Below are 14,110 nucleotides of genomic sequence, written 5' to 3'. Positions count from 1 at the left end.
CAAGGGGGCGGGGGCGTCGATGAGTGAGAAGTCGATAACGATCGAGGACGTCGCTGTCGCTGCCGGCGTCTCGCGCCAGACGGTCAGCAACGTGCTGAACACGCCCGCCATCGTGAAGGCCGCGACCCGCGAGCGGGTGCAGGAGGCGATCTCCCGCCTCGGCTATTCGCCGCACGCCTCCGCGCGGCGGCTCCGTACGCAGCGGAGCGCGACCGTCGGCATCCACCTCGATCCGTATGCCGGAGGGATCTCGGGCGTCGTGCTCGACAGGTTCGTCCACGCCCTCACCGAGAGCGCCGGCGACCGGGGCCTGCGCGTGCTCGTGTACGCGGCATCCGATCAGGACGAAGAGATCCGGCGGATGTCGGACCTCGTCCACGCCGGCGACGTCGAGGCCGTCGTCGTCACGGGCACCCGGTACGACGACCGTCGACTCGCCTGGCTCACCGAGCGCGGCGTGCCCTTCGTCTCGTTCGGACGCCCGTGGGATGCGGCGTCGCCCGAGGAGTCCGCGCACCTGTGGGTCGACGTCGACGGCGCATCGGGCACGCGCGCCGCCACCGAGCACGCGCTCACCGTCGGCCCGCGGATCGCGTTTCTCGGCTGGCCCGCGGGCTCGCCCACGGGCGATGACCGCGAGCGCGGGTGGCGCGAGGCGATGACGGATGCCGGTGCCCGCCCCGACCTGCGCCTGTCGGCCGAGGAGCGGGTCGCCGATGCGCGCGAGCAGGTCCGCGAGCTGCTCGCGACGACCGAGGTCGACGCCGTCGTGTGCGCGAGCGACACCCTCGCCGTCGGAGCCCATGTCGCGGCCGTCGCCGCGCAGCGCGCGGACCTCTCGATCATCGGCTTCGACAACACCCCCGCGGCCGAGGCTCTGGGACTCGCGAGCGTCGAGCAGCTGCCCGAACTCGTCGCCGCCGGCGCCCTCGACCTGCTGATGGCGGGCGGGAGCCGCATCGAGCGGCGCGCGGCGGGGGCAGGCGAGGGGCACGTGCTCGTGCAACCGCGTCTCGTGGTCCGCTGAGGCGGTTCGGAGCCTGCCGGGTCCGCAACGCCGTGCGAGCCGCGGACATCCGGGCGACACGCCGTGGTTGGCGACGTCCCACCGGGCGCGTCGCCGGGGATCTCCGCCGTTCGACGCCGGGGGCGGTATCGGATCGGTGCCGCCGCCGGGAGCCGGAGTGGTGCTGGCGCACGCCCGGCTACCGGAGGCTCCGGGCGACAACCGCGGAGTTCTCGGTCGCTGCGGGCGGGAACCGGCCTCCTCGCGCCGCGAACGGCGGAATCTCCGAGGTTGGTGCCGGGCTGAGGGTGGCTACCGCCGGCCGATGCGGCGGGAGAGGTCGGCCGCCGCGTCCGTCGCGAGCGCGGCGAGGCGGTCCGGATCGGCGGGCGTGCCGTCGGGCCAGGTGATGGCGAGGGCGGCGGCGGGCCAGTCAGCGTGGTCGCGGACGGCGACACCGACGGAGCGGAATCCCAGCGTGACCTCGCCGTCCTCGGTCGCATAGCCGTCGGCTCGGGCCTGCCGGAGGAGTTCCCGCAGCTCGCCGGGCCGACCCGGTCCGCGGCCTGTGCGCTGGACGGAGAGGGATGCCGCGTCGGGGAACAATGCGCGGACCTGCTCACGGGGGAGGGCGGCGAGCATCGCGCGGCCCGTCGCGGTCAGGTGCGCGGGCAGGCGTACGCCGACGTCGGTGATGAGCGTCGGCCGTCGCGGCGCCCGCTCCTCGACGATGTACAGCACGTCGCGCCCGGTCATGACGGCGAGGTGCGCACTCTCGCCTGCGCGGTCGGCGAGCTGAGCGACGATGGGACGGCCGAGCCGGGCGAGGGGCTCCTGGCGGGCGTACCCGCCGGCGAGCTCGAACGCGGCGGTGCCGAGACCCCAGCGGCGGTCGCCGTCGAGGTGGACGACGAACCCGTGCGCCGCCATCGCCGCGAGCAGGTGGTAGACCGTCGAACGGGGCAGCTCGAGGTGCGTCGCGATCGTCTGCGCCGCGACGGGCCCGCGCTGATGCGCGAGGAAGCTCAGGATGCGGAGCGTCTGGTCCGCCGCGGGGACCTTCGGCTTGTCTGGGACCGGCGCCCGCAGCTTGTCTGGGATCACAGACAAAGGATGCCACGACCGCCTCCCGCGCACGGTCGCCGCGCGCTGGAATCGACTCATGCCCGTCCCTACCACCGTCACCCTCGGCGACGCCCCGCTCACCCCCGCGGAGGTCGTCGCCGTCGCCCGCCACGACGCGCACGTCGTCGTCTCGGACGCGGCGCTCGCCCGCACCGCCGAGACCCGCGCGCTCATCGAGCGGCTCGCCGACGACCCGCAGCCGCACTACGGCATCTCGACCGGGTTCGGCGCCCTCGCGACGACGTTCATCGCGCCCGACCGGCGCCGCCAGCTGCAGGCGAGCCTCATCCGCTCTCATGCGGCGGGCACGGGGCCGGAGGTCGAGCGCGAGGTGGTCCGGGCGCTCCATCTGCTGCGCCTGCAGACCCTGGCGACGGGTCGCACCGGCGTCCGCCCGGTGGTCGTCGAGACGTACGCCGCGATGCTGAATGCAGGGATCACCCCGATCGTGCACGAATACGGCTCGCTCGGCTGCTCCGGCGACCTCGCCCCGCTCTCGCACATCGCGCTCGCCGCTCTCGGCGAGGGTCCGGTCCGCACGGCGGACGGCGCGCGGATGGATGCCGCGGACGCCTTGGCGGCCAGCGGCATCCATCCCCTCGTCCTCGAGGAGAAGGAGGGTCTCGCCCTCATCAACGGAACCGACGGCATGCTCGGGATGCTGTCGCTCGCCCTCGCCGACCTCGACACCCTCCTGGCGACCGCCGACCTGGCCGCCGCCCTGTCTGTCGAGAGTCAGCTCGGGACCGATGCCGTCTTCGCCGCCGACCTCATGGCTCTGCGTCCCCAGTCCGGGCAGGCGGTCTCGGCCGCGAACCTGCGCCACGCGCTCGCCGACTCGCCGATCGTCGCGAGTCACCGCGATCCGGCTGTCTGCACCCGCGTGCAGGACGCCTACTCGCTCCGGTGTTCGCCGCAGGTGCACGGTGCCGCGCGCGACACCCTCGACCACGCCCGGATGGTCGCCGAGCGTGAGCTGGCCTCGGCGGTCGACAACCCCGTCGTCACGCCCGACGGTCGCGTCGAGTCGAACGGCAACTTTCACGGCGCGCCGGTCGCGTACGTCCTCGACTTCCTCGCGATCGCCGTCGCAGACGTCGCCTCGATCTCGGAGCGCCGCACCGACCGGGCGCTCGACCGTACGCGCAGCAACGGGCTGCCGCCGTTCCTCGCCGACGAGGTCGGCGTCGACAGCGGCCTCATGATCGCCCAGTACGCCGCGGCGGGGGTCGTCTCGGAGCTCAAGCGTCTCGCGGTGCCGGCATCCGTCGACTCGATCCCGTCGTCGGCGATGCAGGAGGACCACGTCTCGATGGGGTGGGCTGCCGCCCGCAAGCTGCGCCGCGCGATCGACGGCCTCGCCCGCGTGCTCGCCATCGAGGTGGTGACCGGATGCCGCGCCCTCGACTTGCGCGCCCCGCTGCAGCCCGCGCCGGTCACCGGCTCGGTCCGCGATCTCGTCCGCACGGTCGTCGAGGGACCCGGGCCCGACCGGTTCGTCGCGCCGGATCTCGAGGCCGCGACGCAGCTCGTCGTCACGGGCGAGGTCGCCCGCACCGCGTTCGGACCGGCCGGCGAGCGGACATCCGCCGCCGCGAGGACGAATGCCCCCGGATCCGTCCGCTCGAGCGCAGATCTCCGCTCGGGCGCCGCACCGTTCGAAGGAGAACAGGCATGACCGACACGACCACCCGCAGCGTCCGCGCGGACCGGGGCAACACGCGAACCGCGAAGAGCTGGGGCGCCGAAGCGGCGAAGCGGATGCTGATGAACAACCTCGACCCCGAGGTCGCCGAGCACCCCGAGGACCTCGTCGTCTACGGCGGCACGGGCAAGGCGGCACGCTCGTGGGAGGCGTACGACGCGATCGTCCGCACCCTCGACGAGCTCGAGCCCGACGAGACCCTGCTCGTGCAGTCCGGCAAGCCGGTCGGCGTCTTCCGGACGCACGAGTGGGCGCCGCGCGTGCTCATCGCGAACTCGAACCTCGTCGGGGACTGGGCGACGTGGCCCGAGTTCCGCCGCCTCGAGCACCTCGGCCTCACGATGTACGGCCAGATGACGGCCGGCTCGTGGATCTACATCGGCACGCAGGGCATCCTGCAGGGGACGTACGAGACGTTCGCGGCCGTCGCCCGCTCGCTCGGCCGGGACTCGCTCGCGGGCACGCTCACCCTGACGGGCGGCGCCGGCGGCATGGGCGGCGCGCAGCCGCTCGCCGTCACGATGAACGGGGGAGCCGTGCTCGTCGTCGACGTCGACGAGTCGCGCCTGCGCCGCCGGGTCGAGCACGGCTACCTCGACGAGCAGACCGCCGACCTCGACGCCGCGATCGAACGTGCCCTGGCCGCGAAGGACGCCGGCGAGGCGCGCTCGATCGGTGTCGTGGGGAACGCGGCCGACGTCTTCCCCGAGCTGCTGCGCCGCGGCATCCCGATCGACATCGTCACCGACCAGACGAGCGCGCACGACCCGCTCGCCTACCTGCCGTCGGGCGTCGCGTTCGAGGACTGGAAGGTCGAGGCGTCGGCCGACCCGGACGGCTTCACCGAGCGGTCCCGCGCTTCGATGGCGCGGCACGTCGAGGCGATGGTCGGATTCCAGGATGCCGGGGCCGCGGTCTTCGACTACGGCAACTCGATCCGCCGCGAGGCCGAGCTCGGCGGCTACGATCGTGCGTTCGCCTTCCCGGGGTTCGTGCCCGCCTACATCCGGCCGCTGTTCGCGGAGGGTAAGGGGCCGTTCCGGTGGGTCGCGCTCTCGGGCGATCCGGAGGACATCGCGAAGACCGACCGCGCCGTCGCGGAGCTCTTCCCCGAGGATGCCGCCCTGCACCGTTGGCTCGAGAAGGCGGCCGAGAAGGTGCAGGTCGAGGGGCTGCCGGCGCGCATCTGCTGGCTCGGGTACAAGGAGCGCCACCTCGCGGGGCTGAAGTTCAACGAGATGGTCGCGTCGGGTGAACTGTCCGGTCCGATCGTCATCGGGCGCGACCACCTCGACGCCGGCTCGGTTGCCAGCCCCTACCGCGAGACCGAGGCGATGGCCGACGGGTCCGACGCGATCGCCGACTGGCCGCTCCTGAACGCGCTCCTGAACACGGCGTCGGGTGCCGCGTGGGTGTCGATCCACCACGGGGGCGGCGTCGGCATCGGGCGTTCGATCCACGCCGGCCAGGTCACCGTCGCCGACGGCACCCCGCTGGCCGCCGAGAAGCTCGCCCGCGTCCTGGTCAACGACCCGGGAACCGGGGTCATGCGCCACGTCGACGCCGGCTACGACCGGGCGAAGGAGGTCGCTCGCGAGCGCGGCCTGAACATCCCGATGCTGGACGCGTGACGTGGCGACCCTTCTCACCGGCATCTCCGAACTGACGACGAACGCGGATGCCGCGGCCCCGACCGCGACGATCGCCGACGCCGCCCTCCTCGTCGACGAGGGTCGCGTCGCGTGGTCGGGTGCGGCCGCCGACGCCGAGACAGCAATCACAGGCCGGGACAGCGGTCTTTCGCCGCTGTCTCGGGCCGCCCCTGCTGTCTCGCGGTCGGAAGTCGAGGTCACGCGCGTCGATCTCGGCGGTCGCGCCGTGATCCCGGGATTCGTCGACAGCCACACGCACCTCGTGTTCGCCGGCGACCGGGCCGACGAGTTCGAGGCACGGATGACGGGCACCCCGTATGCCGCGGGCGGCATCCGGCGGACCGTGGCGGCGACGCGGGCGGCGACCGATGACGAGCTGCGTGCTCGGCTGGCGGACCTCGTCGCCGAACTGCACGCGCAGGGCACGACCACGTTCGAGGTGAAGACCGGCTACGCACTGACGGTCGACGGCGAGGAGCGTCTCGCCCGGCTGGCTGCGGAGGTCACCGATGAGGTCACGTACCTCGGTGCGCATGTCATCCCCGAGGGGGCCGAGCGCGAGGCGTACGTCGACCTCGTCTGCGGCGAGATGCTCGCCGCCGTCCGGCCGCACGTGCGCTGGGTCGACGTGTTCTGCGAGCGCGGTGCGTTCACCGACGCCGAGAGCGAGCGGATCCTCCGTGCCGGCGCGGAGGCGCGGCTCGGCGTCCGCGTGCACGGCAATCAGCTGGGCGAGGGACCGGGTGTGCAACTGGCGGTGCGGCTGGGCGCGGCATCCGTCGATCACTGCACCCATCTGACGGATGCCGACATCGCGGCGCTCGCGGGGTCGGACACCGTCGCGACTCTCCTGCCGGGTGTGGAGTTCTCGACGCGGCAGCCGTATCCCGATGCACGGCGGCTGATCGACGCCGGTGTGACCGTCGCGCTCGCGAGCGACTGCAACCCCGGGTCGAGCTTCACGAGCTCGATGCCGCTCATGATAGCCCTCGCCGTGCGCGAGATGGGAATGACCGTCGGCGAGGCGGTGTGGGCGGCGACCGCCGGGGGAGCGCGTGCCCTCCGCCGCGACGACGTCGGACACCTCGGCCCGGGTGCGCGCGCCGATCTGGTCGTGCTCGACGCGCCGAGCAGACGGCACCTGGCCTATCGCCCCGGCGTACCGCTCGTGCACCGCGTCTACCGCGGCGGCGAGGAGATCAGTCCGCGCTGACGTCCCGCGGGGTGTCGATGTTCCAGCGCGCCGGCGGGGTCGCCGTCGCGACGTCCCAGTCGCCGGTGTCCCACACGAACGTCGCGACGGCGCACGTCGGCATGGCACCGATGCCCCCGTCCGAGAGCTGCTCGGCGAGCACCGTCATGCCGGGGTCGTGCGCGACGACCACGACGTCGGTGACGCCGCTCGCGGCCGCGGCGGCGAGCAGCTTTGCGCCGGGCGCGCCGTAGAGCCCCTCGTCGGTCTCGACAGGGACTCCGAGCGCGTCGGCGAAGACCTGAGCGGTCGTGCGGGCGCGGACCGCCGTCGACGACAGGATGCGCGCGGGCCGCACACCCGTCGCCGCAAGCCGACGTGCCATGATCGGCGCATCCCGCCGACCGCGGTCGTTGAGCGGGCGCTCGTGGTCGTCCTGACCGGTGCCCCAGTCGCTCTTGGCGTGACGGATGAGGATGAGGGTGATCATGCGAGTGCCCTTCCGGCGAGCAGTTCGAGGACGCAGAGCGCGGCGAGTCTGACGGTGCGGCCGTCCGAGGCATCCGCTGTCGCGTCGACCTCGACGACGTCGGCGCTCACGATGCGCCGGTCGCCGGTCGCCGCGCGGACGAGGGCGCGGAGCTCCCACGCCTCGAGTCCGCCGGGGACGGATGCCGGGCACCCCGGCGCGACGGAGCGGTCGCAGACGTCGACGTCGATGTCGAGGTGCACGTCGCCTCCGGCCCCGGCAACGGCCAGAGCCTGGATCATGACGTCCTCGGCGCCGCGGCGGCGCACCTCGTCGACGGTGATGACGGTGATACCGAGGTCGGCGGCGCGAGTCGCGTAGGCGACCGAATTGGCGAAGTCGGCGATCCCGATCTGCACGATGCGACGGGGGTCGAGTCCGTCCTCGACGAGACGGCGCACGGGGGATCCGTTCGAGACGCCGTCGCGGAGGTCGAAGTGCGCGTCGAGGGTGATGAGGCCCGTGACGCCCGCGCCCTGCGCGGTCGCGTAGGTCACCGAGTTGTCGCCGCCAAGCGCGATCACGAGGTCGGCGTCGGCCTGCAGTGCGCGGACGCGCTCGCGCACACGATCCTCGCCCTCGGGACCGTCCGGATCGTCGACGTCGCCGGCATCCGCGATCCGGAGCGCGTCGTTCAGGTCGACCGGGGGAGGCCCGAGCAGCGTCGGGCTGAACCGTCGGAGCGCTTCGCGGACGGCGGCCGGCGTCGCGTGCGCCCCGGTGGGCGACAGCGAGGTGCGGAAAGCCGGCAGGCCGAGGATCGCGGCATCCACTCGTCCGTCCGGCGCGGGCCAATCCCCGGCGCGCGGCCAGAGCGGGTCTGCGGAGAGGGGGGAGTCTGCGGAGAGCGCCATGTCAGGGGAGCAGCAGGTGGGCGACGGTGAAGATCACGAGGCCCGCGAGGGCACCCACGATCGTGCCGTTCAGGCGGATGTACTGCAGGTCGCGGCCGACTTGCAGCTCGATCTTCTGGCTCGTCTCGTCTGAGTCCCAGCGCTCCACCGTGTCGGTGATGATCGACGCGATGTCGTGGCGGTAACGGTCGACGAGGAAGACGGCGGCATCCGCGATGCGCTTGTCGACGCGCTCCTGCAACGCGGTGTCCGTCGCGAGACGGTCGCCCAGGTCGCCGAGGGCGGCGGTGACGCGGCGGCGGAGAGGGCTCTCCTCGTCGGCGAGCGAGCGCAGCAGACCCGCCTTCGCGGTGTTCCAGGCGTCGGCGGCGAGAGCGCGCACGCGCGGGCTGTCGAACACGGCGCTCTTCGCACCCTCGAGACGGCCGATCGTCTCGGGGTCGTGCTGCAGGTTGTCGGCGAGGCGTTCGAGGTACTGGTCGAGGGCCTTTCGCGCCGGGTGCTCCGGGTCGCGCTGCACGGCCGCGACGAACTTCGTGGCCTCGTGGTAGACCGTGTCGTCGACGAGGCGCATCGCGACCGACGGCACCCACGACGGCAGACGGCGAGAGACGAGCCCGTCGAAGGCTTCGCGGTTCGCGTCGAGCCACCGGGCGATGCTGTCGACGCCCAGGTCGACCGCGCCGCGGTGGGCGTCGGCATCCACCACCCGTGACAGCCACGTGCCGAGCGAAGGACCCCACGAGGGCGAGAGGAGGTGCTCGTGAGCGAGATCGCTGATGAGGTCCTGCACCTCGTCGTCGCTGAGGGCGGTGAGGATGCCGGAGGCCATCGTCGACGCCTCGGCCGCCACCGTCTTCGCATGAGCCGGGTCCTGCAGCCAGGCGCCCGCGGTGCGGGCGATGTTCGTGGACTCGAGCTTCTGACGGACGACGCCGCCCTCGAGGAAGTTGGTCTCGACGAATTCGCCGAGGGTGCGACCGATCTCGTCCTTGCGCTTCGGGATGATCGCGGTGTGGGGGATCGGGATGCCGAGGGGGTGTCGGAAGAGCGCCGTCACGGCGAACCAGTCCGCCAGAGCGCCGACCATGCCGCCTTCGGCCGCCGCGCGCACGTAGCCCCAGCCCGAGAGGTCCTTCTCGAGGATGAAGGCGATGACGAAGACGATCGCCATGAACAGCAGGGCGCCGAGGGCCACCGCCTTCATGGTGCGGAGCCCGCGGTACCGCTGCTGGTCAGCGGCGCTCAGCGAGTCGTACGGGATGCGGGCCATTCGGCCATCCTGCCACGGAGGCCCTCAGCGACCCGGGCGACTCACGGTTCGATCGGCCCCAGCCAGGCGTTCGCGAGGGCGCTGTGCACCGACTCGGGGTCGGAGGGGTGGAACACGCCGGCGAGCACGTCGCGGTAGAGCCTGCTCAGCTCGTTGCGGGTGAAGAAGGAGGACCCGCCCGCGACGAGCATCGCCTCATCGACGACCTGCTTCGCCGTCGTCGCGGCGCGGTGCTTGATCGCGGACAGCTTCGGGAACCACATCGCGCCGTGGTCGGCGAGGTGGTCGAGGTCGGCGGCGAGGGACTCGACCTGCACCGGGAGGGCGTCGTAGGCGAGCGCCATGTCGGCGACGCGCCACCGGATGTCGGGGTCCTGGCTGTAGGTGCGGCCCGTCTTCTTCGAGGTGCGCGTGCGTGCCGTCTGGACGGCCAGGTCGAGGGCGCGGCGGGCGATGCCCGTGTAGACGGAGGCCAGCAGGATCTCGAAGGCGCTGAAGATCCCGAAGACCAGTGGATCGGGACTCGGACCGACCGGCAGCCGGCGGACGATCCGGTCCGCGGGGGCGACGGCGCCGTGCAGTTCGGTCGTCCGGGATTGGGTACCCCGCATCCCGAGGGTGTCCCAGTCGTCGCGGGTCACGACCGCGTCGCTCCGGGGGACGAACGCGAACACGAGTCGCGGGTCCTCGGGGTCGGACGTGTCGAGGCCGTGGAGCCCCAGGTGCGTCCACACGGGCGCGAGCGACGTGAAGATCTTGGTGCCCGTGAAGGCGTACGAGCCGTCGGGGCGGGGCGCGGCATCCGTGTCACTGCCGAACAGGACGAGGTCGTTCCCGGCCTCGCTGATGCCGAACGCGAAGACCTCTCCCGCCGCGGCGCCCTCTTGCACGAAGCGGAGGGCGTCGTCGCCGCGGTTTGCCATGACCTTCGCGACGCCGGTCCAGACGAGGTGCATGTTGATCGCCAGCGCCGTCGCCGGAGCGGCGCCGGCGAGGCGCTGCTGCAGGACGGATGCCTCTCGGAGCCCGAGCCCCGCCCCGCCGAGCTCGGTCGGCACGAGGATCGCGAGATAGCCCGCGTCGCGGAGCTCGGCGAGGTCCTCGTCGGGGAAGCGGTTCTCGGCATCGACGGCGGCCGCGCGGGAGCGGATGCGCTCGAGCAGATCGTCGGGCAGATGCGCGGCGGGATCGAACGTCATGACGGCAGCCCCCATGTCCGGACCGCGTCGAGCAGGGCCCCGGCCGCGGCATCCGGAGCGTCGCGGTGCGGCGAATGCCCCGTGCCGGGTACGACGGACATCGACACCCGGGGATTCTGCAGCACCTCGGCGGCGAGGTCGCCCGTGAAGATCGAGTAGACCGCCGGGTCTCCCGCGATGACGTGGGTGGGGACGGAGAGGCGGGATGCCGCCTCCCGCACGTCCCACGGCGTGTTCTGCAGCCCCGTCTGCTCGACGGCGAAGCGGCTCGCCTGCTGCGCGGCGACCGCCTTCAACTCGATGTCGAGCTCGAGCCACTCGGGGTGCGCGGCCCGGACGGCGTCGACCGAGGTGTCGGCGAACGCCTGCTCCTGGCTCGCGCGGACGGCGTCGCGATCGGCGTCGGCGAGGTGAATCGCGGGATCGACGAGGACGAGGTGACGTGTCCAGGTGGGGGAGGATGCGACGGCCACCGTCGCGGCCGCGCCGCCGAGCGAGTGGCCGAGGACGAGGTCCCACGGAGCGTCTTCGCCGGGCTGCGTGTGGACGAGGTCGATCGCGTACGCGGCGATCGTGTAGTCCAGGCCGCGTGGGGCGGTGCCGTGGCCGCGCAGGTCGACCGCGTCGACACGCCAGCCGGCGTCGGCGAGGGCGACGGCGTAGCGCCACATGAGCGCTCCGCTCGAACCGACGCCGTGGACGAGGAGTGCCCGGCGGTCGCTGCGAGGATTGCCCCAGCTCAGCCGGGGGAGAGTGACGGGTGACGGCATGCTCTCAGCCTAGGACGGGCCCCACCCGTCAGCGCCGGGCCAGGATGGGGGGATGATCTCCACCGACCTGGCACGCGAGCTGCGCGCGAGCGGCCTGATCTGGCGCCCGCGTTCCGGCGACCGGTTCCAGCTCGACGAACCCGAGTTCGAGGCCGACGTCTACACCGTCAGCGACATGACCGTCGAGGCTCGCAGCTACCCCACCGGCGATCTGCTCGCCTTCAACGGGACGACCGAGTGGGCGCTCGATTCGGTCGCCCTCGAGGACGCCCTGTGGCTGCCGTCCGAGGCGCAGCTGCGCGAGATGCTCCGCGGCACGTTCCGTTCGCTCCGTCGCCTTCCTGACATCCACGAGGTCGAGATCGAAGTGGATGCCGCCCCCCACCTCTTCCGGCACCCGCAACCCGCCGACGCGTACGCGCAGGCCGTCCTGTTCCTGCTCCGCCGCGCCGCGTGACGCGCTCGCTCAGGTGATGAGCGGGACGGGCTCGGTGTCGGGGATCGGACTCGCGTCGCGGCCGCGCAGGTCGGGGAACCCGCGGACGAACACGGCGGCGACGAGCGCGCCGGCGACGGCGAACCCGGATGCCGCGATGAACGCGCCGACCGAGCCGACGCCGTCGATGAGGAAGCCGGCGACCGCGGAACCGGCGGCGGCGCCGATGAGCTGACCGGTGCCGATCCACCCGTAGGCCTCCGCCGTCTCACTGAAGCGCACGCTCGCGCTCGTGATGGCGAACATGACGGCGAGGGCCGGGGCGATACCGAGGCCGGCGACGAAGAGCGAGGCGCCCATCCACCAGGCGTTGAGGCTGATCATGACGAGCGAGACGCCGACGGCGACGATCGCGAGGCGGCGGGCCATCGCCCAGCGTCCGATCGGGATGTGGCCGAAGCCCAGGCCGCCGGCGAGGCTCCCGACCGCGAAGACGGCCAGGACGATCCCCGCTTCGAGGCCCTCGTGTCCGAACGAGGCGACCACGCCGGCCTCGACGGCCGCGCACGCCCCGATGAGCAGGAAGCCGGTGACGGTCGAGAGCAGGACGACGGGCTTGCCGAGCACGCGCCCGAAACCACGACGGCTGCGGGGGATGCGGACGCGTCCGACTTCGGGGGAGGCGATGAACCACGCGCATCCGCCGATGAGGATGACGACGATCAAGAAGAGTGCCGGCACGGTGCCCGCCTGGGTCGCGACGATCGTGATCAGCACGGGAGCGAAGATCCAGATGATCTCCTGCAGGCTCGCATCGAGCGAGAAGAGCGGCGTCAGCTGACGGGACGTCACGATCTTGGGGTAGATCGTCCGGACGGCGGGCTGCACCGGGGGGTTGGCGATGCCGGCGAGGAAGCCGAAGACGATGAACCCCGGCATCCCGAACGGATTGACAGCGAGCGCGAGGACGGCGGCCGCGCAGACGGCCGCGGTCAGGGTGAGCACGCGGCGCATGCCCCAGATGCCCATCCACCGGCTGGTGACGGGGCCGGAGATCGCCTGGCCGATCGAGACGGCGGCGAGGACGATGCCCGCGTAGCCGTAGGACCCGGTCGACTGCTCGACGTGGAGGAGCACCGCGAGACTCGTCATCCCACTGGGGAACCGAGCCGTCAGCTGTGCCGCGATGATGCGCGCGACACCCGGTGCGCGCAGGAGCTCCGAGTATCCCGCCACCCCTCCAATCTACCGTCGGCGACCGACATCCCAGATGTGGGGGCGAGGTCTCGCGGCGACACGCCGACGACACGCCGGGGCGCCGGATTCGCTCCCGATCCGATGTCGGAGGCCCGCCGTATCGTCCGACCTGTGGACAACCTGCCGAGCCCCGCGGGGTTTCGGCCGGATTCCTGGCCTTTTCGTCTCCGCTCGGAGGTTCCCGAATTGGGGATGAATCGGTGGACAACCTGTGTTGTATCTGTGGAGAGATGCGGAAAAACTACACAGATGTAACTACTACCCCTTGTGGTGCTTCCGGGTGTCCGTACCCATATGTAGTATTGAGCTCCCGGCGGGCCCCAACCCCTCGGAACCAGGCGGACGGGTACCTCACACCCGTGACCTGCAGACAGATTTCACCGAATCACACGGACCCCGCACCGGCGGGATCCAGAGGCAAAGAGAGGGTCGACTGATGGCGATCACCGTGTACACGAAGCCGTCCTGCGTGCAGTGCAACGCGACGTACCGCGCGCTGGACTCCAAGGGCATCGACTACGAGGTCCTCGACCTCTCCGAGGACCCGGCGGCCCTCGAGCACGTCAAGTCGCTCGGGTACCTCCAGGCTCCGGTCGTCGTCACCGACGAGGACCACTGGTCGGGCTTCCGTCCCGACAAGATCGACGAGCTCGCGTCTCGCCTGGTCTGACCGATGAGCGCGGCCGTCATGACGAACGTGCCGCTGCTCGTCTACTTCTCGAGCGTGTCGGGTAACACCGCCCGTTTCATCGAGAAGCTCGGGATGCCGGCCCGCCGCATCCCGATCCACTCCTCCGACGGCCCGCTTCGTATCGACGAGCCGTACGTCCTGGTCACCCCCACCTACGGGGGAGGCCAGGGCAAGGGGGAGGAGAAGGGCGCGGTCCCCAAGCAGGTCATCCGCTTCCTCAACGACGAGGCCAATCGGAGCCTGCTGCGCGGAGTCATCTCCGCGGGTAACAGCAATTTCGGCGAGTCCTTCTGTCTCGCCGGAGAGATCATCAGCCGCAAGTGTCGTGTGCCGCACTTGTATCGCATCGAAGTATTCGGCACGCCTGAGGACGTCGACCGCGTGAGCGGCGGATTGGAAGACTGGTGGAAGCTGCAGTGAC

At 71.9% G+C, this 14,110-nt stretch carries 14 protein-coding genes; 7 read left to right on the top strand and 7 right to left on the bottom strand.

All coding sequences use genetic code 11. From position 1 onward, the window contains the following. Positions 1-19 precede the first annotated feature (19 nt). A complete protein-coding gene (locus tag AC4NN1_RS04260; protein WP_491954624.1) occupies positions 20-1,027 on the top strand; it encodes a LacI family DNA-binding transcriptional regulator in 1,008 nt (335 codons plus the stop codon). Positions 1,028-1,318: 291 nt separating this feature from the next. Here the strand turns inward: AC4NN1_RS04260 and AC4NN1_RS04255 are convergent, their stop codons facing one another. Continuing rightward, positions 1,319-2,110: an IclR family transcriptional regulator gene (locus tag AC4NN1_RS04255; RefSeq protein WP_491954623.1), complete on the bottom strand. Its 792-nt coding sequence runs from the start codon at positions 2,108-2,110 to the stop codon at positions 1,319-1,321. A 58-nt stretch (positions 2,111-2,168) separates the two neighbouring features. Here AC4NN1_RS04255 and hutH point away from each other — a divergent pair, with 58 nt between their 5' ends. Genes hutH through hutI form a run of 3 tightly spaced genes read left to right on the top strand, consistent with a single transcriptional unit; the run spans position 2,169 to position 6,701 of the window. Continuing rightward, positions 2,169-3,809 carry a histidine ammonia-lyase gene (gene hutH, locus AC4NN1_RS04250; protein ID WP_491954622.1) on the top strand — a complete coding sequence of 547 codons (1,641 nt, stop codon included), beginning with the start codon at positions 2,169-2,171 and terminating at the stop codon, positions 3,807-3,809. After that, the gene (gene hutU, locus AC4NN1_RS04245; RefSeq protein ID WP_336124074.1) at positions 3,806-5,467 is read left to right on the top strand and encodes a urocanate hydratase; all 1,662 of its coding nucleotides are present in this window, start codon (positions 3,806-3,808) and stop codon (positions 5,465-5,467) included. The genes hutH and hutU overlap by 4 nt, the downstream gene beginning before the upstream one ends. A gap of 1 nt (position 5,468) precedes the next feature. After that, complete coding sequence (hutI, locus tag AC4NN1_RS04240; RefSeq protein ID WP_491954621.1) at positions 5,469-6,701, top strand: imidazolonepropionase; 1,233 nt, start codon at positions 5,469-5,471, stop codon at positions 6,699-6,701. Here the strand turns inward: hutI and AC4NN1_RS04235 are convergent. The 5 genes from AC4NN1_RS04235 to AC4NN1_RS04215 are packed head-to-tail and all read right to left on the bottom strand — an operon-like array spanning position 6,688 to position 11,305. Then, complete coding sequence (locus AC4NN1_RS04235) at positions 6,688-7,170, bottom strand: SixA phosphatase family protein (protein ID WP_491954620.1); 483 nt, start codon at positions 7,168-7,170, stop codon at positions 6,688-6,690. The genes hutI and AC4NN1_RS04235 overlap by 14 nt on opposite strands. Next, on the bottom strand, positions 7,167-8,063 hold the full coding sequence (locus AC4NN1_RS04230) for an agmatinase family protein (RefSeq protein ID WP_363458453.1): 897 nt from the start codon (positions 8,061-8,063) through the stop codon (positions 7,167-7,169). Before AC4NN1_RS04230 ends, AC4NN1_RS04235 begins: the two co-directional genes overlap by 4 nt. A 1-nt stretch (position 8,064) precedes the next feature. After that, positions 8,065-9,336 (bottom strand): DUF445 domain-containing protein, encoded by a 1,272-nt coding sequence (locus AC4NN1_RS04225; RefSeq protein WP_491954619.1) that lies wholly within the window; start codon positions 9,334-9,336, stop codon positions 8,065-8,067. Positions 9,337-9,377: 41 nt separating this feature from the next. Beyond that, positions 9,378-10,550, bottom strand: coding sequence for an acyl-CoA dehydrogenase family protein (locus AC4NN1_RS04220; protein ID WP_491954618.1), 1,173 nt, complete (start codon positions 10,548-10,550; stop codon positions 9,378-9,380). Beyond that, complete coding sequence (locus AC4NN1_RS04215; RefSeq protein ID WP_491954617.1) at positions 10,532-11,305, bottom strand: alpha/beta fold hydrolase; 774 nt, start codon at positions 11,303-11,305, stop codon at positions 10,532-10,534. Before AC4NN1_RS04215 ends, AC4NN1_RS04220 begins: the two co-directional genes overlap by 19 nt. Before the next feature lie 52 nt (positions 11,306-11,357). Here AC4NN1_RS04215 and AC4NN1_RS04210 point away from each other — a divergent pair, with 52 nt between their 5' ends. Then, positions 11,358-11,762: a hypothetical protein gene (locus AC4NN1_RS04210; protein ID WP_018188441.1), complete on the top strand. Its 405-nt coding sequence runs from the start codon at positions 11,358-11,360 to the stop codon at positions 11,760-11,762. 9 nt (positions 11,763-11,771) lie between these two features. Here AC4NN1_RS04210 and AC4NN1_RS04205 read toward each other — a convergent pair whose 3' ends face one another. Beyond that, positions 11,772-12,977, bottom strand: coding sequence for an MFS transporter (locus AC4NN1_RS04205; RefSeq protein WP_020096988.1), 1,206 nt, complete (start codon positions 12,975-12,977; stop codon positions 11,772-11,774). Between the two features lie 457 nt (positions 12,978-13,434). Between AC4NN1_RS04205 and nrdH the strand changes: the two genes are divergently transcribed. Both nrdH and nrdI read left to right on the top strand, forming a co-directional pair. Next, complete coding sequence (gene nrdH / locus AC4NN1_RS04200) at positions 13,435-13,668, top strand: glutaredoxin-like protein NrdH (RefSeq protein ID WP_018188439.1); 234 nt, start codon at positions 13,435-13,437, stop codon at positions 13,666-13,668. A gap of 3 nt (positions 13,669-13,671) precedes the next feature. Next, a complete protein-coding gene (gene nrdI / locus AC4NN1_RS04195; protein WP_018188438.1) occupies positions 13,672-14,109 on the top strand; it encodes a class Ib ribonucleoside-diphosphate reductase assembly flavoprotein NrdI in 438 nt (145 codons plus the stop codon). Position 14,110: the final 1 nt, after the last annotated feature.

The organism is Microbacterium sp. MDV22-iso44 (genome assembly GCF_058629135.1).
Note: the sequence above shows the minus strand (reverse complement) of the source record. Positions and strands in the feature narration are given on the sequence as shown.